Raw genomic sequence first — 20,232 nt, 5'->3', positions numbered from 1 at the left:
TTCTCGGTGGAAATCTATGCCTTCTCCGGGTCAGCTCTCAGTGGAAATCAACACGCTGGGCGCGTTTGGCGGCTATCTGGATGATTACCAGACGCTCGCCGGGCTGGGCGCCCGCACGACGGCGGACGGTGCGGTGGCCGGCGTTCACGGCCGCGCACGATACTGGGGGATCGGGTTGCGCGCGATGGTTGCGTACGACGGCGCCCACGCCGACACGCGCCGCGTGCTGCCCGGTGGCAGCGCGGAAGGACGGTACGATCTCACCAGCTGGATCGCAGATGCGTCAATGGACGCGGCAGTTCCGCTCGCGGGCGGCTGGAGCATGCGGCCGAGCGTCGGGGGCACCGCGATCCGCACCACCCGCGACAGCGTGACCGAGACCGGCGGCAACGCATTCGCGCTCACCGTGGCCGGTCGGCGCACCACTGCGACCTTTGTCGACGGCGGCATTACCTTCGCGCGAGACGTCGCGCCGGGCGGCATCGCGGGCGTGCATCCGTTCCTGACGATCGGTGTCCGTTACCAGGCGCAGGGGCGCACGCCCTATGCGGTGGCAGGACTCGGCGGCGGCCAGCTGAGCCTGCTCGCAGCAGGCGCCCCGCGCGCACCGGTGCTCGCCACCGCGACGCTGGGCGCCGACGTCGCGTTGTCGCCGGCGCTCGCGCTGTTCGGCGCGCTTTCCGGCGAAAGCGGCGACGCCGACCATCGCGCAGCGGCGCACGGCGGCCTCCGGTTGGCGTTCTAGGCAGCAAGCTGGCGGGGAAGTACAATCGTCCGGAGCTGACGCCGCAAAAAGAAACAAGTGGGAGCAATCCCGCCCCCACGAACCAGCCGTGAGGCCAGCGCGCGAGGTGAGGAGAGGGTCGAGCTAGAGAAAGACGAGCGTGGCGTACACGCCGTCGATGCCGCGCCGCCACTTATGGCGAGCCGGGCTGTCGCCCGTGCTCTTGCTCAGGACCGACCCCGCGTGCCCGCGGCTGAACCCGAGAGTGGCGGCCGCCTCGATGATCCGCGGGCCGGTGTTCACGCCCTCCTCGATCAGCGCCGTGATAGCGATGACGAGCAGGTCGTTTCGGTTGGCGGAGCCGCAGCCGTCCAGCATCTGCCGGACGCGGTGCAGGACGAGGTCGATGTCGACTGGCGCAGCCGGAGCGGGCGCGCAGATAGGTACGCCGGACGAGAAGGTGATGTCGGCGGCGCTGATCCGTGATGCCATGTCATTACTCCTAAAAAGCGCAAAAAAAGCATTGGAGGCCCCCGCCCCGCGGACCAGCCATGAGGCCAGCGCGCGGGGCGGGGGTGAGGAGGTCAGGCGGGCTGGGCCTGCTTGGCGGCGCCCGCCTCGACGGCGGCGAGGACCGTGTCGGCGGCTAGGTGGCTGTAGCGCTGGGTCGACTGGTACGAGGCGTGGCCCAGCACCTTGCCCACCGCGAACAGATCGACCCCGCTGTTGACCATGAAGCTGGCCGCTGAGTGACGCAGGTCGTAGATTCTCAGGCCGGGCAGCCGATGGAACAAGCGCCCTTCCCAACCGAAAGGCCTCCCAGCCAGGACCCACGTGGGTTCCCACGCCAACGGCCCTCCGCAGGGGAAGCCGCAGCTACTGTCTCTAAGTGCCTGTAAGTAGGTGGTGCCGCTTGCAGGACTCGAACCTGCGACCCCCGCATTACGAAGGCTGGGGTAACGCTGTGAAAAAGTGAGGACTTCTGCAGGTTTTTGGGGGACTTCTGCACTACCGCGTCCGGCAACCCAGCCACTTCCCAGCTTGGGCCGAAGCCGCCGATCAGGGGTTCCCTAGCGAAAGCGCCTTGGCGTGGGAAAACCGGAAATGTCGACCTGCGCTATACCTGCGGACAGGCGTGGGCCCGGTGGGTTCGTCTGTCGAGGATGCGCGTTCTACAGCGTCGCCGGGCCGGCCATAGGCGACGGGTTAGCCGCACGACGATGTCGGCCCGACGCGCCATCGCGTCCTCGTCCCACGCCGCTTCAGCAGTGGTGGCGAAAGCTTTTCTCCTTGAGTTCCGCCGCCCGCCACGTCGCGATGGAAGGTGTCCGCCGTCATTTGTATGAAGCCGGGGATGGTCCGAGCAGCGACAGCGGCAAAGGGCAGATTGCCGACTGCATGTTCGGCGAACTGGATCGCTTGTCGAATGGAGAAAAGCCCAGCATTACAAGCCCGATCAGGGGGGAACGATGAAGCGAAGCGTATGGCTACTTGCGACCTGCATTGCGCTTACGGGCTGCGGCGGCAGCGATGGCACGTCGGGGGCCAGCGCCGGTTCGGCCACCTCGTCGCCCACTGCGAGCCCGCTTGCTACAGGTGAGGTGAAGCCGACCTCCGACGCGACGTTCATAGCAGCGACTATGGACCTCGCCACGTCGGGGGACGTGAGCGAGTCGCATGGCGTTATTACGGGGGGCATGACAAGCGGCCGCTCGACGACTTTCGATACGCCGCAGTTCAACGCCAGCTACACCGCGCAAGCTGGCTATCGGCTGGCGGATGCGATGAACGCCGCAACGTTTGGGTCGGCTCAGCTCACGTCCGACTCGACAAGCACAAACAGTAACGGCACCGTTCTGTTCTCGAATATTGCAGGATCGACCGAGAACTACCTAGCTCTCTATCAGGCGACCACCTACTCCTCATCTGTCAAAGGCAGCGGCTACACCGCTGCTCGCTATGGAGGCGTCGGCGGATGGCAACACACTATCGTCAGCGGATCATTGCGACAAACGCGACTTGATTATTTTGCATACGGCACAGCAACGCCGCTGACGGCGATGCCGCACACTGGGCAAGTTAAATATTCACTCTCTACGTCTGGTAATTACGCGACTAATACAGACTTGTGGTTTCTATCCGGCTCTTCGGGTAACGCCATAACCATCGATTTTGCGGCAGGCACCGTCTCCGGAAACATCAGCTTGTCAGGCCAGAACTTTTATAAGAGCCAAGTTGGCGGGATCGGTTACCTGCCCCTCAAAGGCACGATCAACGGCAACTCGATCACGGGATCCATTCTCAATGGCGACCTTGGTACCTCGGGCAGTGTGCCAACCCAATTTCGTATTCTTTTCATAGGTCCGAACGCGAACGAGTTGGTGATTAGCTTTGTTGCCAACGACGGCTCGCAAGCAGCGGTTGGGAGTTCGATTGGAATAATTGATCCCTTTTTCCAATAGGCCAGTCCTAGGTGACCTTTAAGTCAGACACTCCTCTTCAATGAGGGCTATGGCTCCGAAGCCTTTCCTCAATCACGTAACCGCCGTTGCAGCCGCTTCCAGCCCGGCTCGTCGCGCGGGAACGGATCGGCGGGCGTCGGCAGGTCGGGCGTTGCTCGTAGGTCGGCGGGACGCCCTCCGCAGCGCGCGCAGGCGAGCCGCGTTACCAAGGCCTCCAGCTGGTCGTTCCAGCGGCGCAGGTGGCAGTAGCGCGCGAACCGCTGGGCGTCGACGACGTGCCGGTTCCCGCACCGGCAGCGCACCCCGAGGTTCGCCTCGTGCCGCACCAAGTCCGAGAGGCTGTCGAGCCGCGTGTTGACGCTCAGAGCGGTAGCCCGAGCTGCCGGTCGTCGCGGGGCCGCGGCGGGTCGAGACTGGCGACGACGTGCCGGGCGAGCTCCTCCAGGGCGGCGGCGCGCAGGCGCGGGTCCGGGACGGTGATGCCCACCCTCGCCCAGCCAGGGGCGGCAGATATGGCGGCAGCAATCGTGTCAGCTGAGTCGCGCATGGGCGCATAGAAGAACAATACGGGAACGGTTGCAAGCCGGTCAGTCGCCTCGTTGCAGGATAGCCATAGCCTCGCCCCCAGTCAGCAGGTCCGGACACCGCGTCGCGAGCTCGTACTGGCACCGCCGCCCGAACCCCGGCGACGTCTCCATACGGGCGAGCCCGTCGACAGGTCTGACGGAGCACGGCACGGCCGGCCCGTGGATGTCGCGGTCACACCAGGCGCACGTCGCCGACCCCATCGCCTGCGGCCCCGTGGACCAGGGCAGTGGCTCCTCCGGTACAGCGGTATCGGCATGGGCGGTCCTGCGCGGCGGCGGGCGCTCGTCGGTGATCGTCTCGTCGGGCCTCGGCTCGTCCACGTTGCGCTCTCCTCTCCGACCGCTTTGGGCGGCTCGCGTTTAACGGTGCCGCGGCTACACGTGAACCTCCCGGATCAAAAGACCGGGAGGCTCAATGTCATCGCATCAGCTCTTGAGGCTATAGATGCCTTCCTTGCCACGCATCCATAGCGTGCCGGTTGCGGCGGTCAAAAACTTGCTTGTGCGATCCGCGTTGAAGTTCTTCTGCCTAGCCGCGCCGACGATCCGGAGACGCGTGTTCATGCCTCGGTCGATGCAGGCGGTGATCAGCACGGTGAGCCGGTCTTCCATCTTGGCGCCGCGACACGCCTTTAGAAGGTCGTCAAGACCGTCGAAAACGGCAGACACGTCGGCGGCGGGGGAGTTTGACACTAAGACAGCCGCTTGGGACGGAGCGCTATCCGCAGAGACCCTGGCGGACACGGGGATAAGGATATGCGCGGTGCTGGACATTGACGTTTCCTTGTCGCTCTTTGGTGAGCCGGAAAAAATAAAAAGGGCCCAACCCATCCACCGGCAACGAGCCAGCGAATGGGTTGGAATTGGGATTAGGCGATCGAACCCGCCTGCCTCGCCGCGCCCGCCTCAACGGCGGCGAGAAGCGTGTCTGCGGCAAGGTGGCTGTACCGCTGCGTCGACTGGTACGAGGCGTGGCCCAGCACCTTGCCCACCGCGAACAGGTCGACGCCGCTGTTGACCATGAACGACGCCGCACTGTGGCGAAGGTCGTGGATTCGCAGGCCCGGCAGCCCCGCCGCGTCGCGGGCCGTGTGCCAGCCCTTCTTGATCGTGGTGAGGTGCTTCGAGGGATCGGCGGCGTTCGGGAACAGCCACTCCCCGCGCGACAGTCCCGCGACCACGTCCACCGCCGCCTGCGCGAGCGGCACGTGCCTCGACCGCCCCGTCTTCGAGGTCGGCACGAACAGGCTGCGACGGTCGAGGTCGACGTTCGCCCACCGCGCGGACAGCAGCTCCGACACCCGCATGCCGGTGAGCAACAGTAAGCTGATGATGGGCGCCAGCAGCGGGTTCTTTGACGCGCCCGCTGCCTCGATCAGCCGCGCCGCCTCGTCCGCCGTGACGTACCGCTCGCGCGCGTTGTTGACCGGCTTGCTCGCGACGGCGCGGACCGGGTTCTTCTCGCACCCGGGTATGTTCCAGCGCAGCCCTAGTTCGAATGAACGGCTGAAGATCGCCTTGATCTTGAGCACGGTGGCCGGCGCGAGGCCCCCTTCCCGCTTCTGCGCCAGCCACGCGGATATCGAGCGCGGGTCGATGTCCGTCAGGCGCACCCTGCCCCACCGGGGCACGATGTGGACGCGCATGTAGCCCTCGGTCGTGCTGTACGACCGCTGGTGCGTCTCGGCGTCCGCCATGTGCATCGCCGCCAGCTCGGCGTAGATCGGGACGGCCTTGGCGGCGGCCTTCTGGGCGGAAGGATCGCCGCCGAGCGTGGCCTCGGAGCGCAGCTGCCTCGCCCGCTTGCGCACCTGGTCGAAGGTCGCATCCTCCCAACGAGCGAGCTTGATCTGGCACTGGCGGCCCTGCGCGTTGTCATAGCGAAGATGCCACGTGTGGTTCCCCGATGCTCGAACTTCTAAGAGGAGTCCCGTGCAACTTGTTCCGTCGTCATAGAAATCAACCTTGCGCTTTCCGTCCTCGCAGGATGCGGTGAGGGCGAAGGCCGCGGACAATCGTACCTTGGGCATGGGTGTTTCCTTTCTGGATGTGTGATTGACGTGCGTGGGCAGAGTGGCGCGACGGCGCGCGCGGGGGGGGGCCGGCAGGGGGAAGGTATCGGTGGCCCCGAAACGGTGCCCGGCGGCCCCCGGACGGCCGACTGCGGGCCAGCGTCGAGGCCGGCGACGGCGGCGGCCGACGCGGTAGCCGGCCAGATCGCCAGTTCGCCGGCCCGCCGGACCCGCCGCCGTGCCGGCATCCCGAAAAACTGGCAAACCGGCGTCCCGGCGCGCCTACGCGGCGGCGCGGTAGCCCAGCGGCCGATGCAGCCGATAGACGTTCGCCCCCGCCGCCTGGACGGTATAATCCCACAGGTGGACCGCAGGGTCGGGGCCGGTGTGTTGCTCCAGCGCCTTTTTGACCCTTCCGCGGCTGGCTTTAGTCACAAGCCGGACAAAATCCACGAGCACCATCTTCACGTTGGTGCCGTGGTGGATCGCCAGTTCGATGGCCTCGATGATGCCGTCGTCGCTTACCTTGGCGTCCGGCACCGTCTCGTCGTATTCCGGGTCCGACCCGGCAAACTGCAGCGACATCAGCCGGTCGACATAGCCGATGTCCGTAGCGCCAGAGCACGTGTAGACCGACCGGGACGCACCGCCGCCGCGCCGCTTCACGTTCTCGAACACGACCTGCTGCACGTCCCCCTTCACTTGGCGATCGAGCAGATAGGCGGTGTCGCAATCGTCCTGGAGATCGGCAACCCCCGCCATCACGAGCTTGCCGGCGACGCTGCGCTGTTTATTTGTATGCGCCAGCAAAAGGATGGACCCGCCCACCAGCGAGAACCGCCGGGCCAGCTTCATGAACTCGACGGTCTTTCGCTTGTCCATCGGATCGACTACTTTTTTGAGGGTGTCGACGATGACGAAGGAGTCCCGTGCGCTCTTGTCGGCGATCATGGCGTCGAGCAGCGCGTGGACCTTCCCGGAGCTGAAATCGCGGTAGCCCTCAGCCAGCACATGGACGCCGTAGTCCTGGAGTATAGTCACCTTCTCCGCCACGCCCGACATGCTGTCGTCCATATTCAGGTAGAAGGTACGGTCGGGCTCGATCGCCTTTTTCATTATCGCGTCCGCCAGCAGGCCGATGGCGAACAGCGTCTTTCCCGAGTTCGGCGGGCGCCCCACAGGGTCACGTCACCGGTCATGCAGACATCGCCCAGCAGCGGCAGCTTAGCCACGGCCTCCTCCACCAGCCGGTTGCCTTGACCGCGGAGCGAGTAACGGTGGAGCGGCGAGGTGTAGGTGGGCTTGGACGCCGCGGCTTGCTTTGGCTCGGGCCCGGTCTCCGTCTCCGTCTCCAATCCGAATATCTCCTCCCGTGTCTTGCGGTTGCTATCCGCAATCATGGTCGACCGGACGTCAGTCTCGGTATGTGTAATCCCGATCATCGATACTCTCTCGCATGCCGGCTGCCGACCGGCGGGGGAGCGAGAGCTTCGCTGGCAAGACGAAGCCTCGAACCAGATCGCGTGACGACGATGAGATGTGCTCTCGACGCAAGTGTAGCGCGGTCCAGTTCAGACTGCGCCCCCATTGCTCTTGCGGAGAGGACTTCCCGACGGCGGCTAGCTAGCGCTGCCTGTGCCGGGGAGAAGCGCAAATGGGTGGACCGCCGCCCGGTTCCAGTGACAGCGGCTAATTCTGCCCTGTTGTGTCTTTCTCGCCACCTCGGCTGTGTGTCAGGAGATGCACCGGCCCTGGCAACCGGCTCGCCGATCGACGGCCCAGGCGGCCGACGACGATGCCGACAGCGCCAACGGCCGCGAGCGCCCCCACGCAGGCGAACGGCTCCTTGAGCGCCAGCGCCATTATCCCCAGGGCCGCTGCGAGGCCGAACGTGCGACGGGGATGGGTGATGGCGCCGAGCAGCGCCGCGAACAGCAGCGCTATGGCGAGGGCCATGGTGAACGCGTTGGCGATGGCGAGCACGGCACAAAGCGAAAGGAAGGTCAGAAGCTCTTTCATGGTCGTTCTTCGTCAGTGTGTGTGGGATCAGGCGGCGGCGTAACGGCGAAGGCAGTCGAGAAGCTCGGGCAGGACGCCGAGCGCGTCGGGCACCAAAAGGATTACCGCGTGGGTCCCGCCGAACGTGAACACGGCGCGGAACACCCCGCCGCCCAGCGTCAGCAGGTCCCAGCAAAGCTCAAACCCGGGTTGATCCCAGCGGACGCCGTCTATGGGCCCAACGAGAGGCGAGACGCCGGCCTCGCGCTCGATGTCGCCCTCCCCGTCGCCGGGCTGGACCAGAAGTATGTCCGTGTGGTCGGTCAGCTCGAAGGGGCCGCTGGTCAGCAGCGCCAGCTCCCGTTCGAGCGCGGCGCGGATATGCGGTTCGAGGTCGTGTTCGAGGGCTCGCGCGGCGGACGCGCGGTCGTGAATCAGGATCATTGATCATCTCCTTCGGACAAAGAAAAAGCGCCCAAGGCGGGATGCCTGGACGCTGCGTTCGGTCGGTCGTGTGGTGGTCGGCGGGTCAGCCGGCGGCGTGCTCGCGCAGCAGGCTGGTTATCGACGGGCAGGCGTCGTCGGGGACCAGCAGCACCTGGGCGGGGCCGCCATCCGAGAGGATGAAGACCGCCTCGGCGACCGGGCCGTGGCGCTCGATCCACTCCCAGCCCGGGGAGCCTTCGAGTGTCATTGGCCAGCCGACCGCCGCCTCCGCGTCGGCCAGCGTGTCGCCCGGTCGGACGACGTGGAAGTGCGCGCCGGCGCCGCCGCCTAGCTGCCCGTGGCGTAGGCGGAGGACGGCCCGGACGGCGGGCGCGATGGTCGGGTCCCGCGCGGCGGCGCGGATCGAGGCTCGGTCTGTGAGGGACAGCATTTGCTTGCTCCTGAACGAAAAAAGGGCCCCCGCGACGGGATTGTCGCGAGGGCCGGTGGTGAGGTCGGTGGTGGTCGGCCCGCGCGGCGGCGGGGTTGGCGGAGGCTTGGTTTCCCCGCCGAGCGCATCGAGAGGCGCCCGAAGGGTCCTCAGATCGGGTGGAAGCGTGCGAACTTGCTAGTCGGGCTGCCGATCTTGCGAGTTTGCTCTATATTTCGCCCGGTGATATCCGATAGTTATCTCTTGCTAATACTGATGATTACTTTCCCTCTACAGGTTCCATAATCGTCATTCGTAAAGCTAGCTGACAGTTGCCGTCTAAAAGACGGACTGAACAGTGTCATGCTTGTGTTGTATCTGCTTGCCGCCTCTACCGCGTCTTGATAATTATCATTAAGAATACGGCAGTAGTCATGTCCATCGTAGTCAACACCCCACAGTGTTATCCATTTTTCCCCAACTTCTCGATTCAAGATAACCCAGCCATGAAATCCCTTGATCCCGCTTGCCGAGGCGGGGTGGACTTCCGCAAAGGCAAACTTCGTATCTTCGTCAGACGCGACTTCAAGATAATCTACAATGAAGACACTGTCAGATTGCGTTCCGCGCCTGATGGCATCCATAATTGCAGCCCGTGCGGCTCCGCCGCGCGCGGGTACGTAAGGGTCTGCCGCGTGTGCGGATGAGCCGATAGCTGCCGCCGCAACCGCAGCCAGCATCGCGCTCAGGTGAAGCTTTACTGTTTTTAAATGCATCTCAGTTCTCCCTGTTGATGTGCTGTGGACGCGCGTCATCGCGCCGGGCGCACGGGGCGCGCCGACGTCGGTCAGTGTCGATGTCGCGTAGGTGATGCGCCGCCCCCGTGTCGGGGCGACCTTCGGCTCAACCTTGCGCCGCCCTGATGTCCTCTCAGGGCGACGGCCGAAGCCGGATGTTGGAAACCCGCTGAGACACGAGCGTGCACGCCTTTACCGGCAAGCCGGCTGGACATTCGCATGCACCACCCGGCCCCGATGAAATCGGCGACCAAGGTGTCTCAGAAGAGGTTTCCACGCCCCGCCCCCCGGCTTTCACGGGAGGCGGGGCGATCATGGTCAGGCGCCGCCGTCTTCGCAATAGGCGTTTGCGGCCGGCGTCCGACGGGGGCTCTGGGATGCCTCCATATAAGTTGGGCGTTTCCGCGCACGGCCGGCTACGGCGGGGCATGGACTTTGACCACCTGCTCGTCGGCTTCTTCGGCACGGATGACGTCGCCGGCTTGGCCCCCGACCGGCTCGCGGCCGGCATGGACCGCCTTCGCCTTCAGCTCGGGCTGGAGAGGGACGCAGGGCGGCGGTTCGCGCTGTGGTGCCTCGCCTACACGCTCGGCGCGGCGCCCGACCTAGACGTCGCGTTCAAGGACGCGGCGGATCGGGAGGCCGCGCGCGACTTCATGGACGCCGTGGACCGGGAGATCGGGGAGGACAACTGACGGATTCGCTGAGCTGGATTGCAGCTTGAAATGGGCAAAGCGCGCCCAACAAGGTTCGAAGGATAACCGCTTGTTGTCACTCCCCTGCCGGACTCCGGGGCTGGACCGGCAGCATCTTCAGTCCGCCTCTGCGGACTGCTAACAACCCTCGGGGAGGAGACTTTTCATGCGTATGCGGCAAGGAGAAGCCCGGAACGTCGTGACCGAGGAACTGGCGCGAACGGGCTGGGAGACCGCGTCGACCTTCACAGTCGGCGACGGGCCGCGTCCGAGCGCTGGGGTCCTTGCGTGGTGGCAAGAGAACACGCCGGACAACGAGACGGCGGACACGAAGAGGAGCGTAGCCTACCTGCGTGCGTACCTGAGGATTGGCGGTCCGCGGCTGTACGCGGGCGGCTTGTTCCTCGACCGGCGCCGCCTCTACATGGATCGCTCAGTGATCAGCCGATTGGAGCGCGACGGTTATCTATGCTTTTCCGGCGAGGACTCAAAGGAGCACTACTTTGAGCTCACCCCCGCCGGTGCGGCCTTAGTCGCCGCCACCTAGCCGCGCCGTATCGCGTCAGGCGGGAGGCGCGGGAAAGGTCCGAAGCGCGACACCTGCCGCACCCTTATTGAGCAAAACGGGCGCGCGGCGTCAGGATGGTCGAATGCAGGATCGCAGGGTTTCAGAACCGCAGCGACGCCACGCAGGTGCCTCAGCCGCTGGCCCGCAATCCTGAAAAGCTGCGAAGCTGACGGTTCAGCCTCCACGCCGGTTGCATGTCCCGTTCCCGACAGCTTCAGCACCCCGGCGGCCACAGCGCAGAGAAGGCCGATACAGCGAGTTCCTCGTTGTGTGCCAATCTAGTTTAGAAGCCCTGCAGTCAGCAGTTTGCTCCCGTTCCAAACAAGCGCGAGCCAAACAGCAATGACGATCACGAAGACTAGGGCCACGTCACCTACCTTGCTGTCCTTGTCTCTCCTCGCCTCGAAGGCAACGACGTCGTGGAAGAACTCCGCACCGTTGAAGATCGCGAATAACGATACGACGCCCCAAAAGATCAGTTGTCCGGTAGCCGACGGCTGATCCGTGGGTTCGCCGAACCTCACACCTTGAGTCCGGGTCACGAGCATCGAAAGTAAGTCGCAGAGGGCCGCCAGCACCGCCGATGCGACGAAACCAGTGAGCCAGGACAGGCGTCTCACGAAGGCCGAAGCGATAGCCCCGGTTCCGGCAAGCGCGGAGAGCGCGGCGATTACGAATAGGCATGACCCGGCACCCGGGATGCCGGCTGTCTGAGACGGTGCGGCGAAGCTAGGACCGCCCGATCGGGTTGCTAGGTAAAGCGAGCCTGCGGCCGTCAGTGCGTTGAAGCCACCGAAAGCAACCTGCAGGGGCGCCTTCGATAACTCGCCACCGATCCTCGCTGCCCAAAGCGGCCTTCGTTCGCGCATCGCTCCCCATTCTATCAAGAGACCTGCGCCATCCTACGCTCCCCCCGCTGAGTGCTAGCCTGCTCGCGCCGCCGTCGCGTGGCAGTCGAAAGTGCGACGGCGTGTGTGCATCAGGTTGCGTCGTGCGGGGCACAGTCGAAGTACCCCGATACGCAACACCCTCGCCGCGGCCTCGCTGATCGCCAGGAGCACCGCCGCCCGCACGCCCGCCGCCGCCCACGCCGCAAAGGTGCCGGCCGCCCGCACCGCCAAGTCGCTCGACTGCTCCAAGCAGGCCGACGCCGAGGTCCTCCACGGCAAGCCGCGCAAGGGCTTCATGTCGAGCTGCAAGGGGGCCTGATGCGGAACCTACGCCGCAGGCGCGTGCTTGGATGGAATGTTCATGCTCTTCTCAAGCCGCCTTGGCTGTGTCGGTTCGATCGTCGTATCGGCGCTCGCGACGATCGTCCTCTTGGCGCTGTTCAGCGTCATTCACCTCGGCTGAAGGCCGACAGCCGTCGAGACGTTCGGAGTTGGTGGAACTCAGCGCGGCTGTTTTTGGACACTCAAGTGGTGAAAGCCGACGCTTGTTCATGAAGCTCGCGGTGGCAGCCATCTCTCTCCTGCGGCGTTAGCGACTTGGCGTGCGACAGGTACGGAAAGGAGTGGGGGGTGGGAAAGATCGGCCGAAACCAGCCTTGCCCATGTGGAAGCAGCAAAAAATACAAGAAGTGCCACGGCCACGCCAGTGCAACTATTAGTCCTGCAGCGGCCATAGCGGTGGAGGCACGGATGCGCGCACATGAGGCATCTGAGATCGTCCGCCAACGAGCAGAGGGTCACGGCCGGCCCGTCATATCGACGGAGTTCAAGGACTACCGGGTCGTCGCGATTGGCGGCCGAATGGCGTATGGCAAGTGGCGCTTTTTTACCGACTTCTTAATTGACTTCGCCAAAGATATCCTGGGGCGGGACTGGGGTCGCTCTCTACAGAAGCGGAAGCAGGCTCATCCCTTTCTGGAATGGCTTCGTCTTTTGCAGGCCCACAAGACGGAGGCCACGCTCCAGGCAGATGGAACGGTATTCGCCACCGGGGCGGCCTACGCACTTGCGGTGTTCCGTTTCGCCTACGCGCTCTATTTGGTCGAACATCATAGCAAGCTCCCCAAGCTGCTGTTGAAGCGCCTTCGAGACCCTCACACGTTCAGGCCTGCCGCTCTGGAGACGCTGGTCGTCGCGGCGTTCGCTCTTGCCGGATTCAAGATCGAGATGGGCGAGACCAAGCGCGGCGCCAGTCCAGAAGGCGAGTTCATTGCTGTCGGAGAAAGCGGCACTGCTTACAGTGTCGAGGCCAAGCGCAAGGATCACTGGAAGGCCGGCACAGGCGACGTCCATGCTAAAGCGTTCAAAGATGAGCTCCTTCAGTGGGTGCGGCAAAAGCTCTACGCAGCAGCACGGAAGAACCTGCCGAAGCCGATCTACTGGTTTGAGCTTTCCATTCCGGACTTGGACAATAGCGAGAAGGCCGCATCAGTCCAAGCTACCGTTCGCGAAGCTCTACGCGTGGCGGAGCGCGAGCTGCGCGTCAGCGGTGAAGTGCCGAGACCTGCCTACGTCTTCGTGACAAGCCACTGCTATTTGGCGGACGATCATGCCACCGGCGAGCACTGCACCATGTTGGAGGGGTTCCACATCCAGATGCATGTAACCGGGGATGTGGTCGACATGGAGGTGGCCTTAGATGAGCGAGACCGGGATCGCGAGATGGTATGGTTGCTGAAGTGCTTGGAGCAAGTGCAGCAGGTTCCCCATCACTTCGACGGAACGCCAGACGCGCTTGTCGGACCAGACAAGAAGCCGATCTCTCGGCTCCAGGTGGGAGAACCCACGTCGATCGAAATGCCCGATGGTGCGACATTCGTCGGCTTGGTCCTCAACGTCGTTTCAGCGGGCGACAAGGCGCACGTTGTGTTGATGGACGAAGCAACGGGCGCTCAGCGGATTCTTGAGGTCCCTCTCTCGGCCGAGGAGCAAACGGCGGCAGCGATCTTAGGCGACGTCGTGTTCGGGAATCCCAACTCGACCAAGCATATTCCTGATGAGGACCCCCTCGCAATCTACGACTTCTTCTTGAAGACCTATGCCGGCACCCCACGAGACAAGCTGCTATCGTTTGTTGCGGAACACCCCCAAGCGGCCGAGTATGAAAAGCTAGAGGATGTCGATTTACGTCGGCGAGTATGTCGCGAGTGGACGAAGTCCGTCGTTGCCAACCATCAGCGACGATCTCCAGGTCCTTCCCCCATCAACCGACCTGTTCGGGTGATGGCAGCGGATGACAGCAAGCGACAGGTTGACGTAGGCGACCAAGGACAAGGGCTCAGCGGGGTGTATCATGATGACCTTGAGGACCGGCATCTGCTTCCGTATTGGTGGCCAAAACCGCTGAAGGCTTGGGAGTGGGCGCTTCCGGCCGTTCTCTTCCGTCAAACATCTGCTGACGGACCCCCGAGTGATCCGCGCGGCTCGACAGCGCCGGACAGCCGCACGCGCCGTTAAAACGAGTACTTCGGCCCTCGCTTGCCCTTCGTCCGGCTCGTCAGGTGGAACAGTCGGCAGCGGTCGCAGCGGTAGGGCCTGAGCGGCGGCTCGCGCCCGCGGGCGGCTGCGAGGGCGTCCTCATGGACGCGAACTGCCTCTTCCTCGCGCAGACGCTTAGCTTCGTGCGCATCGCCGCTCCGTTCCGACTGGCCTTTGAGAATGGAGGAGAAACCCGGCGTCGACGCGGGAGGCGACAGACCCGCTCGCGCATTGTCGATGCGAGGGTCGCACGGGGCGACAACCGCTCCCAAGCTAGCCCGGAGACCGCCGGGCTAAGCCGAAAGACGCCCCAGCCAGGACCCACGTGGGTTCCCAAGCCAACGCCCTTCCGCAAGGGACACCGTAGCTACCGTCTCTAAGTACCTGTAAGTAGGTGGTGCCGCTTGCAGGACTCGAACCTGCGACCCCCGCATTACGAATGAGGAGGACTAATGGACGGAGGGGATCGGGCGGGAACGGTACAGCCCACTTAGGCCGTTGTTTTACATCGATTTCCAGCGATCTGCCACTGCTACTCTACGGTCGCGTCCCCTAGGGAACGGCCGCTTTTGCTTCCTCCATGCTTCCTCCATGCTTCCCAATCGCCTTATTCCGCGTTATCAGGCCGGCGTTCAACCGGAGTGTCGCCATGCCGCGCAAGTCCCTCACCCCCCTCACCAAGCAAGTCGTTGATCGGCTTGAGCCGGGCCGGTTCGCTTGGGATAGCGTGGAGCGGGGGTTCGGGGTTCGGGCCTACGTCTCCGGGGCCAAATCCTTCGTGCTGCAATACCGGATGCCGGATGGCGGGGAGCAAGGGCGCTACCGGATTGGCGACTACCCGACCTGGACGGTTGAGGAAGCAAGGCGGGAGGCGGGGAAGCTCCGGGTGGGGCTTAAGGCTACAGCGGACGGCCCCCGCGTCGAGAACCCCAGCAAGGCCCGTAGGAGCCGCAGAGGCGCGCCCACCATGTCGGCCTTAGCGGACCATTACCTTAGCGACTACGCCACCTCTGCGGGCCTCAGAGCCGCCACAGTGAGAGACGCGCGTGATGTCCTCCGCCTCGCCCTCCCTACCATCGGCCGAATGAAGGTCGCTGAGGTAACCACGGCCGACGTGCGGAGAGTGCGGGCCAAGGTGCGGACCAATGCGGTGACGGCTGCCAAGGCGGCTGCGGTCCAGCGGCGGAAGGCGGTCGGTGCGGCTGAGGCGGCGGTGGCGGAGGCGGAGCGGGCGATTGCTCAGGCTGAGGCGGATGGGCGGAAGGGTGGTACTCTCCGCATTATGCTTGAGGCGCGGCGGAGGACACTGGCGAAGGCGGTCCGTCTAGCGGCGAAAGCGGAGGAGCTGGCGCGGTCGGGACGGGCTGGCGTCCATCAAGCGAACCGCCTGTGCGCCGTCCTCAGCGTCATGTTCAATCTGGCGAAGCAGGAGGGCACCCGGAGGGATAATCCTTGCGAGGGCATTCGGCGTGAGCATGAGGAGCAGCGTGGCCGCAATCTGTCGGAGCCTGAGGTGCAACGGCTGCTAGAGACCTGCGCCGCCTACGAGGTGGAGGGTGGGATGGGCACCGACGCGCGGGGAGCGGCGGATGCGATGCGCCTCTTACTATACACGGGCTCTAGGCTCCGGGAGGTGTTGAAAGCTGAGTGGCAGGAGTTTGATCTAGACCGTGGCCTATGGGTGAAGCCGTCCGCCCATACCAAAACCAAGCGCCTCCACCGGGTCGAACTGGACGGCCCCGCCTTGGAACTGCTGCGTGAGATGCACACCCGGCGGCCCCACGCCCGGCTCCTCTTCCCCGGCGAACCTCGCAAGGGTCGGAAGGGTGCAGCCGCCGCTGAGGTGAAGCCCCGTGTGGACCTTAAGCGGCCATGGGCTTGGGTGGTGAGAGAAGCGGGGTTGGAGGATGTCCGCCTTCACGATCTCCGCCGCACCCTCGCCAGCTTCATGCTCACGGACGGGGCTTCGCTCGCCACGGTCGGGAAGGCCCTCGGGCATACCCAGGTAGCAACCACCGCCCGCTACGCTCACCTTGCGGATACCGTGCAAGGATCGGCTACCGGATCGGCCGGGCGGCGGATGGCGGCGCTTGTAGGTCGCGAGAGAGAAACTTGGGGTAGCGTGACACCCCTCCGATTGAGGGAAGGAGTGCGATGAGGCGCGTCAATCTCATGGTCCTTCTTGCTGTCGGGCTCACGTCCCACGTTGCTGCTCAGACAACTCGCCCTGCCGTACCCGATGTTGTGGGTAGGGTCGTCCACGCGGCTCACGAAAGCGGGTATCGAGAGGGCTACCTCGCGGGGGTTGAGGCGGCGCGGGGTGGAGAGCGCCTGCAAGATTGCGATAGGCTGTTGAACCAGCTTGAACAGCGAGCAAACGCGGCCACGGCTTATGAAAGTTGCCTTAAGAAGCTTGAGTTTGCGACGACGCAGGGCGCCTCTTATCTGAGAGACGTTGCCAACGAGTGTGTTTCGAAGCTGCCTCCAATGGTGAGGTAACGAGGTCATTCGGAAGTTGAGGAGGGTTGAGAGCCGCGCTGCCACCACTGCGGGCTACCCTAGGTGGAACCTATCACCGCACCGTCACAGATAAGCCACCAGTCCCGGCATAGGGTTGGCCTAGGTTGAACCCTAACCCCGAACCTCCTCCTCCCCAATCATCCCAATCAACTGCGGTCGCTGAATCTATCCGCTGAGGAATACCCTAAGGGGGGGGGATGGTTCGGAAGGGGAACGGGGTCGTAAAGCTCTACGGGAGTCGCCGTGTTGACTCGGCAATGGGACTGTGCTTTACGGGCAACACTCTCTATGAGAGCTAGGGCCCAGGCCCGCCCTTGATAGAGGCCCTTGTAGGGCCACTCCGCGAGGAACCGGCCCAGATGGAGGCCGGGGTAGCCTCCCTCGGTCGCGCGAGAGACGGCGGCGCAGCGCAGCGTTAGCACCCGCCCGCTGTCATGCTCTTACGGGGCCGTTTCATGGGCAAGCAGTTCAACATCCAAATCCTACTCGGGTTTCGTACAACCTTCGCCGACAATCGGGCGTTCGAGCACCTTCCGAATGAGATAAGGGCGGTGTTCGACAAGTCGGTCCTTCAATGGATCGCTTGGCTCTTTCCTACCGGACGTCTTCACGTCCACCATGATGGCAAGGGTCGGCGCTACATCGACTTGAGGTGTGAGGTCGGACGGGCGAAGCGCATCCCTGTCGCACGGCTTATTCTTTGTCTCCTAGGCGAGCCCGAGCAAAAGAACCGCCGAGCGCACCACCGCGACGGAGATTGGTGCAACTTCCTTCCGGAGAACCTCTACCTTGGCGGTTCGGGGCACTACGCAGGAAGCGACGACACTTGGCAGGAGGTGGCTCGCCGAAGTTGGGCACGAGAGAATGGATTAGAGCCGGACGGTAGAGCGCCAGAAATAATTGGTGAAGCGTGCCAACCTCCGCGTAACGATATCGGTCCACCCATGACGTTCCCCCCTATACCCGTCCGAATGGCTCTCCGGGAGCGTATGTTGAAAGGGGGGCGGAGCGGCAATGACAACTGAACCCCTCCTTACCACCATAGAAGCCGCCGCCCTCCTCGGCACCAGCCCTCGCACGTTAGAGGACTGGAGGTTGAGGGGCGGTGGTCCCGTGTATCGGAAGGTTGGTAGGAGGTTGGTCCGCTACAGCCACGCTGACTTGGAACGGTTCACGGCGGAGGGCGCGCGGATCAACACTGGAGGCGGCAAGCCGGGGTGAGAGTCTCTAGCCGTCCCGTCTGTCGAGAAATCTTTGGTTCCTAGCGCACTTGCCAACAACCCCCTTTGCGCTAGCCTGGCATCCGGGAGAGGAAACATGGCCGGAACCGTAGTGGCGGAAGCAGTCTTCAAGGTGTCGGACGCTGCCGTCGTAGCGGCAACGTTGGTAGGTCCAATTCTAGCGGTCCAAGCCCAAAAGTGGTTAGAACGGGGGCGCGCCGTGCGCGAGCGGAGAGTTGCAATATTTCGCGCGCTTATGGCTACCCGCGCCGCTCGGCTATCACCCGCACATGTCGAGGCAATCAATGCCGTACCGGTTGAGTTCTATGGGCGGAGCGTAAAACTCAAGACAATAGTTGACGACTGGCATACCTATCTTGGGGTGCTTGCTAACCGTGAGCTTGCGGGTGAGATTGTGTTTGTAGAACGGCAGCGTGCCTTTCTCGATATGCTTCACAAGATGTCAACCTATCTTGGTTATAACTTTAATCGCACCGAGCTTGAAAAGGACGTTTACTACCCAGAAGGCCATAAGATCATAGAGGATGATAATGATACCATTCGACGGGGCTTTGCTTCTTTATTGAAAGGCGAACTCGCCCTTCCGATGGCGATCAAGGAGTTCCCGTTCGGGGAGGACGCGGGAGCCGAGCAAGAGGCTTTGCGCAAACTTTTCATCGAGTGGCTGTCTGGCCGCTCAATGGTGAAGGTCGAGGGGATTTAAAGGGACCCAGCCGGCCCTTGGCGAGCGACGACGCATCATCTTGCTTCCGCCTTGCTTCCCACACGGGCGACGCCTCAATAACAAAGGCCAGACGGCGGCCCTGTTTCGTTGCAATTACAGGAGCTTAAGGTGGTGCCGCTTGCAGGACTCGAACCTGCGACCCCCGCATTACGAATGCGATGCTCTACCAGCTGAGCTAAAGCGGCAAAGCGGCATCGATGCACCGCTGGATTGCCGCTAGCAGTTCAATCCAAAGCTGACAAGCCGGCCGGATCGAGCGGCTGTTTTACCTCTCCTTTACCAAGCGCGGTGCACGGGTGTTCGCGCGGCCGGCTGACGGCTGGAGAGACGGAACGCGCATGGACACGACCCGCGGCTTCGACGATGCAAGGGGGGACGATCACGTCGCCGATGGCGGTGGCGACGCGCATGCCGCGATCGGCGCCGACGAGCGGCGCATGCATGTGCGCGCCTACAATCATTGGGTGTCGCTGCTGCGCGGGCGACCCTATCCGTCGATCGAGGACCTCGACCCCGCCGGCATCGCCGATTTCGGCCCGCACAGCGTGCTGCTGGACTTCTCGCGGGGGATAGAAGACCCGGCGATCTCGTTCCTTGGCCGATCGCTCCGCAGCGAATGCGCGCTCGATCCGTCGATCACACGCATCGCGGATGTGCCCAGCCGCTCGCTGCTGTCGCGCCTGACGGACCATTATCTTCAGATCATCGCCAACCGCGCGCCGATCGGCTTCGAGGCGGAGTTCGTCGGCACGCGCGGGCACCCCACGCTATACCGCGGCATCCTTATGCCGCTATCGTCGGATGGTGACGCGATCGACTTCATCTACGGCGTCATCAACTGGAAGGAACTGGTCGACGCCGGGACGCAGGCGAGCCTTACGGCGGAGCTGCGCGCCTCGTTCGAGGCTCCCTCCGGCGCCGCGCCCGCGGTGGACGCGCCGATCTGGGCCGACGGGCCGAGCGCCGCCGATCCCGCTCTTGACGCGCCGACCGCCGAGCCGCTGGACGCAGCGACACCGCTGGCCGGCCAGCTGATGGTCGCGCGCGAGAGCGCCGCCGCCGCCCGGGCGGCGGATACGCGCAGCCGGGCGGCGCTCTACCGGGCGCTCGGTCGCGCCCATGATTTCGCAATCGCCGCCTTCGCCGAGCCTACCGTCTACGCCCGGCTGCTGATCGAGGAAGGCATCGCGCTTCAGGTCCGCGCGCCGATGACGCCGCTGGTGAAGCTGGTCTTCGGCCTCGATTACGACAAGACGCGCGTGACGGAGTTCGCGACCGTCCTCACCGCCGCACGCGCCGCGGGCGTCGGCCCGGGCGCGCTCGGCGCGTTCATCGACTCGCATCCGGGCGGGATCAAGGGCGTCGTTCAGGCCGCTCGCGCCGCTCGCGCCGCGGCCAAGCCTGCCGCTCGCGCACGCCCGGCCACCGCGTCCTTCGCCGCGCGCCCGTCGCTGGGATGCGTCCCGCTGGCGACCCAGGCCGCCGCCGGGGCACCCGTTCTGCTGGTCGCGCGTGCCACGGCCGGCGGCACGGTGGAGATCGTGGGCACCGTCGCCGATGAGCAACTGATCCGCCGTGCGGTCGCCGCGATCGGTTGACGCGGACCCATCGCCAAGGGCC

General features: G+C 64.3%; 25 protein-coding genes and 1 tRNA gene. 11 read left to right on the top strand and 15 right to left on the bottom strand.

Annotated features, from left to right (window positions below):
* Positions 1-745 (top strand): autotransporter outer membrane beta-barrel domain-containing protein (locus ACFE65_RS06485; protein WP_375381532.1); only part of this gene is annotated, 745 nt, incomplete at its 5' end.
* A gap of 123 nt (positions 746-868) precedes the next feature.
* Here the strand turns inward: ACFE65_RS06485 and ACFE65_RS06480 are convergent.
* Both ACFE65_RS06480 and ACFE65_RS06475 read right to left on the bottom strand, forming a co-directional pair.
* Positions 869-1,216: a hypothetical protein gene (locus ACFE65_RS06480; RefSeq protein ID WP_375381531.1), complete on the bottom strand. Its 348-nt coding sequence runs from the start codon at positions 1,214-1,216 to the stop codon at positions 869-871.
* Between the two features lie 92 nt (positions 1,217-1,308).
* Positions 1,309-1,518, bottom strand: coding sequence for a tyrosine-type recombinase/integrase (locus ACFE65_RS06475; protein WP_375381530.1), 210 nt, complete (start codon positions 1,516-1,518; stop codon positions 1,309-1,311).
* 496 nt (positions 1,519-2,014) lie between these two features.
* On the opposite strand from ACFE65_RS06475, the gene ACFE65_RS06470 reads away from it, so the two are divergent.
* Positions 2,015-2,197, top strand: a complete 183-nt coding sequence (locus tag ACFE65_RS06470) for a hypothetical protein (RefSeq protein ID WP_375381529.1) — start codon at positions 2,015-2,017, stop codon at positions 2,195-2,197.
* 191 nt (positions 2,198-2,388) lie between these two features.
* Positions 2,389-3,186, top strand: a complete 798-nt coding sequence (locus tag ACFE65_RS06465; protein WP_375381528.1) for a transferrin-binding protein-like solute binding protein — start codon at positions 2,389-2,391, stop codon at positions 3,184-3,186.
* A 68-nt stretch (positions 3,187-3,254) separates the two neighbouring features.
* On the opposite strand, the gene ACFE65_RS06460 is transcribed toward ACFE65_RS06465, so the two are convergent.
* The 10 genes from ACFE65_RS06460 to ACFE65_RS06415 all read right to left on the bottom strand — a co-directional run bounded on the left by ACFE65_RS06460 (position 3,255) and on the right by ACFE65_RS06415 (position 9,415).
* Positions 3,255-3,515, bottom strand: a complete 261-nt coding sequence (locus tag ACFE65_RS06460) for a hypothetical protein (protein WP_375381527.1) — start codon at positions 3,513-3,515, stop codon at positions 3,255-3,257.
* A gap of 32 nt (positions 3,516-3,547) precedes the next feature.
* On the bottom strand, positions 3,548-3,733 hold the full coding sequence (locus ACFE65_RS06455) for a DUF6771 family protein (protein WP_375381526.1): 186 nt from the start codon (positions 3,731-3,733) through the stop codon (positions 3,548-3,550).
* A gap of 40 nt (positions 3,734-3,773) precedes the next feature.
* A complete protein-coding gene (locus ACFE65_RS06450; protein WP_375381525.1) occupies positions 3,774-4,094 on the bottom strand; it encodes a hypothetical protein in 321 nt (106 codons plus the stop codon).
* Positions 4,095-4,199: 105 nt separating this feature from the next.
* A complete protein-coding gene (locus ACFE65_RS06445; protein ID WP_375381524.1) occupies positions 4,200-4,385 on the bottom strand; it encodes a hypothetical protein in 186 nt (61 codons plus the stop codon).
* A 257-nt stretch (positions 4,386-4,642) separates the two neighbouring features.
* On the bottom strand, positions 4,643-5,803 hold the full coding sequence (locus ACFE65_RS06440) for a tyrosine-type recombinase/integrase (protein ID WP_375381523.1): 1,161 nt from the start codon (positions 5,801-5,803) through the stop codon (positions 4,643-4,645).
* Positions 5,804-6,067: 264 nt separating this feature from the next.
* Positions 6,068-6,964 (bottom strand): hypothetical protein, encoded by an 897-nt coding sequence (locus tag ACFE65_RS06435; protein WP_375381522.1) that lies wholly within the window; start codon positions 6,962-6,964, stop codon positions 6,068-6,070.
* A 510-nt stretch (positions 6,965-7,474) separates the two neighbouring features.
* Positions 7,475-7,804 (bottom strand): hypothetical protein, encoded by a 330-nt coding sequence (locus ACFE65_RS06430; RefSeq protein WP_375381521.1) that lies wholly within the window; start codon positions 7,802-7,804, stop codon positions 7,475-7,477.
* Positions 7,805-7,831: 27 nt separating this feature from the next.
* Positions 7,832-8,227 carry a hypothetical protein gene (locus tag ACFE65_RS06425; RefSeq protein ID WP_375381520.1) on the bottom strand — a complete coding sequence of 132 codons (396 nt, stop codon included), beginning with the start codon at positions 8,225-8,227 and terminating at the stop codon, positions 7,832-7,834.
* Positions 8,228-8,312: 85 nt separating this feature from the next.
* Positions 8,313-8,660, bottom strand: coding sequence for a hypothetical protein (locus ACFE65_RS06420; protein WP_375381519.1), 348 nt, complete (start codon positions 8,658-8,660; stop codon positions 8,313-8,315).
* A 236-nt stretch (positions 8,661-8,896) separates the two neighbouring features.
* Positions 8,897-9,415 carry a hypothetical protein gene (locus tag ACFE65_RS06415; protein WP_375381518.1) on the bottom strand — a complete coding sequence of 173 codons (519 nt, stop codon included), beginning with the start codon at positions 9,413-9,415 and terminating at the stop codon, positions 8,897-8,899.
* Between the two features lie 449 nt (positions 9,416-9,864).
* On the opposite strand from ACFE65_RS06415, the gene ACFE65_RS06410 reads away from it, so the two are divergent.
* Entirely contained in the window at positions 9,865-10,131 is a 267-nt protein-coding gene (locus ACFE65_RS06410; protein ID WP_375381517.1) for a hypothetical protein, read from the top strand.
* Positions 10,132-10,330: 199 nt separating this feature from the next.
* Positions 10,331-10,678 (top strand): hypothetical protein, encoded by a 348-nt coding sequence (locus ACFE65_RS06405; RefSeq protein ID WP_375381516.1) that lies wholly within the window; start codon positions 10,331-10,333, stop codon positions 10,676-10,678.
* 299 nt (positions 10,679-10,977) lie between these two features.
* On the opposite strand, the gene ACFE65_RS06400 is transcribed toward ACFE65_RS06405, so the two are convergent.
* The gene (locus ACFE65_RS06400) at positions 10,978-11,319 is read right to left on the bottom strand and encodes a hypothetical protein (RefSeq protein ID WP_375381515.1); all 342 of its coding nucleotides are present in this window, start codon (positions 11,317-11,319) and stop codon (positions 10,978-10,980) included.
* 352 nt (positions 11,320-11,671) lie between these two features.
* Here ACFE65_RS06400 and ACFE65_RS06395 point away from each other — a divergent pair, with 352 nt between their 5' ends.
* On the top strand, positions 11,672-11,908 hold the full coding sequence (locus tag ACFE65_RS06395; RefSeq protein WP_375381514.1) for a PsiF family protein: 237 nt from the start codon (positions 11,672-11,674) through the stop codon (positions 11,906-11,908).
* A 51-nt stretch (positions 11,909-11,959) separates the two neighbouring features.
* Here ACFE65_RS06395 and ACFE65_RS06390 read toward each other — a convergent pair whose 3' ends face one another.
* Positions 11,960-12,163 carry a hypothetical protein gene (locus ACFE65_RS06390; RefSeq protein WP_375381513.1) on the bottom strand — a complete coding sequence of 68 codons (204 nt, stop codon included), beginning with the start codon at positions 12,161-12,163 and terminating at the stop codon, positions 11,960-11,962.
* A gap of 56 nt (positions 12,164-12,219) precedes the next feature.
* Here ACFE65_RS06390 and ACFE65_RS06385 point away from each other — a divergent pair, with 56 nt between their 5' ends.
* The 4 genes from ACFE65_RS06385 to ACFE65_RS06370 all read left to right on the top strand — a co-directional run bounded on the left by ACFE65_RS06385 (position 12,220) and on the right by ACFE65_RS06370 (position 18,591).
* Entirely contained in the window at positions 12,220-14,106 is a 1,887-nt protein-coding gene (locus ACFE65_RS06385; protein ID WP_375381512.1) for a YecA family protein, read from the top strand.
* 670 nt (positions 14,107-14,776) lie between these two features.
* Positions 14,777-16,285, top strand: coding sequence for a tyrosine-type recombinase/integrase (locus tag ACFE65_RS06380; RefSeq protein WP_375381511.1), 1,509 nt, complete (start codon positions 14,777-14,779; stop codon positions 16,283-16,285).
* Positions 16,286-17,661: 1,376 nt separating this feature from the next.
* Positions 17,662-17,868 (top strand): helix-turn-helix transcriptional regulator, encoded by a 207-nt coding sequence (locus ACFE65_RS06375; RefSeq protein WP_375381510.1) that lies wholly within the window; start codon positions 17,662-17,664, stop codon positions 17,866-17,868.
* Between the two features lie 96 nt (positions 17,869-17,964).
* On the top strand, positions 17,965-18,591 hold the full coding sequence (locus ACFE65_RS06370; protein ID WP_375381509.1) for a DUF6680 family protein: 627 nt from the start codon (positions 17,965-17,967) through the stop codon (positions 18,589-18,591).
* Positions 18,592-18,721: 130 nt separating this feature from the next.
* Here the strand turns inward: ACFE65_RS06370 and ACFE65_RS06365 are convergent.
* Positions 18,722-18,797: transfer RNA gene (locus tag ACFE65_RS06365), tRNA-Thr, on the bottom strand.
* A 153-nt stretch (positions 18,798-18,950) separates the two neighbouring features.
* On the opposite strand from ACFE65_RS06365, the gene ACFE65_RS06360 reads away from it, so the two are divergent.
* Positions 18,951-20,210 (top strand): hypothetical protein, encoded by a 1,260-nt coding sequence (locus ACFE65_RS06360; RefSeq protein ID WP_375381508.1) that lies wholly within the window; start codon positions 18,951-18,953, stop codon positions 20,208-20,210.
* The last annotated feature ends 22 nt before the right edge of the window (positions 20,211-20,232 follow it).

It is taken from the genome of uncultured Sphingomonas sp. (assembly GCF_964237335.1).
Classification (GTDB): Bacteria; Pseudomonadota; Alphaproteobacteria; order Sphingomonadales; family Sphingomonadaceae; genus Sphingomonas.
This window is presented reverse-complemented; position numbering and strand designations above follow the sequence as displayed.

Excerpts from the sequence above, each read along its gene's own strand:
- ACFE65_RS06415 (WP_375381518.1), bottom strand. The coding sequence starts at position 9,415 with ATGCATTTAAAAACAGTAAAGCTTCACCTGAGCGCGATGCTGGCTGCG.
- ACFE65_RS06370 (WP_375381509.1), top strand. The coding sequence starts at position 17,965 with ATGGCCGGAACCGTAGTGGCGGAAGCAGTCTTCAAGGTGTCGGACGCT.
- ACFE65_RS06390 (WP_375381513.1), bottom strand. The coding sequence starts at position 12,163 with ATGGCTGCCACCGCGAGCTTCATGAACAAGCGTCGGCTTTCACCACTT.
- ACFE65_RS06445 (WP_375381524.1), bottom strand. The coding sequence starts at position 4,385 with ATGGAAGACCGGCTCACCGTGCTGATCACCGCCTGCATCGACCGAGGC.
- ACFE65_RS06440 (WP_375381523.1), bottom strand. The coding sequence starts at position 5,803 with ATGCCCAAGGTACGATTGTCCGCGGCCTTCGCCCTCACCGCATCCTGC.
- ACFE65_RS06480 (WP_375381531.1), bottom strand. The coding sequence starts at position 1,216 with ATGGCATCACGGATCAGCGCCGCCGACATCACCTTCTCGTCCGGCGTA.
- ACFE65_RS06455 (WP_375381526.1), bottom strand. The coding sequence starts at position 3,733 with ATGCGCGACTCAGCTGACACGATTGCTGCCGCCATATCTGCCGCCCCT.
- ACFE65_RS06410 (WP_375381517.1), top strand. The coding sequence starts at position 9,865 with ATGGACTTTGACCACCTGCTCGTCGGCTTCTTCGGCACGGATGACGTC.
- ACFE65_RS06375 (WP_375381510.1), top strand. The coding sequence starts at position 17,662 with ATGACAACTGAACCCCTCCTTACCACCATAGAAGCCGCCGCCCTCCTC.
- ACFE65_RS06380 (WP_375381511.1), top strand. The coding sequence starts at position 14,777 with ATGCCGCGCAAGTCCCTCACCCCCCTCACCAAGCAAGTCGTTGATCGG.
- ACFE65_RS06360 (WP_375381508.1), top strand. The coding sequence starts at position 18,951 with ATGGACACGACCCGCGGCTTCGACGATGCAAGGGGGGACGATCACGTC.
- ACFE65_RS06430 (WP_375381521.1), bottom strand. The coding sequence starts at position 7,804 with ATGAAAGAGCTTCTGACCTTCCTTTCGCTTTGTGCCGTGCTCGCCATC.
- ACFE65_RS06425 (WP_375381520.1), bottom strand. The coding sequence starts at position 8,227 with ATGATCCTGATTCACGACCGCGCGTCCGCCGCGCGAGCCCTCGAACAC.
- ACFE65_RS06420 (WP_375381519.1), bottom strand. The coding sequence starts at position 8,660 with ATGCTGTCCCTCACAGACCGAGCCTCGATCCGCGCCGCCGCGCGGGAC.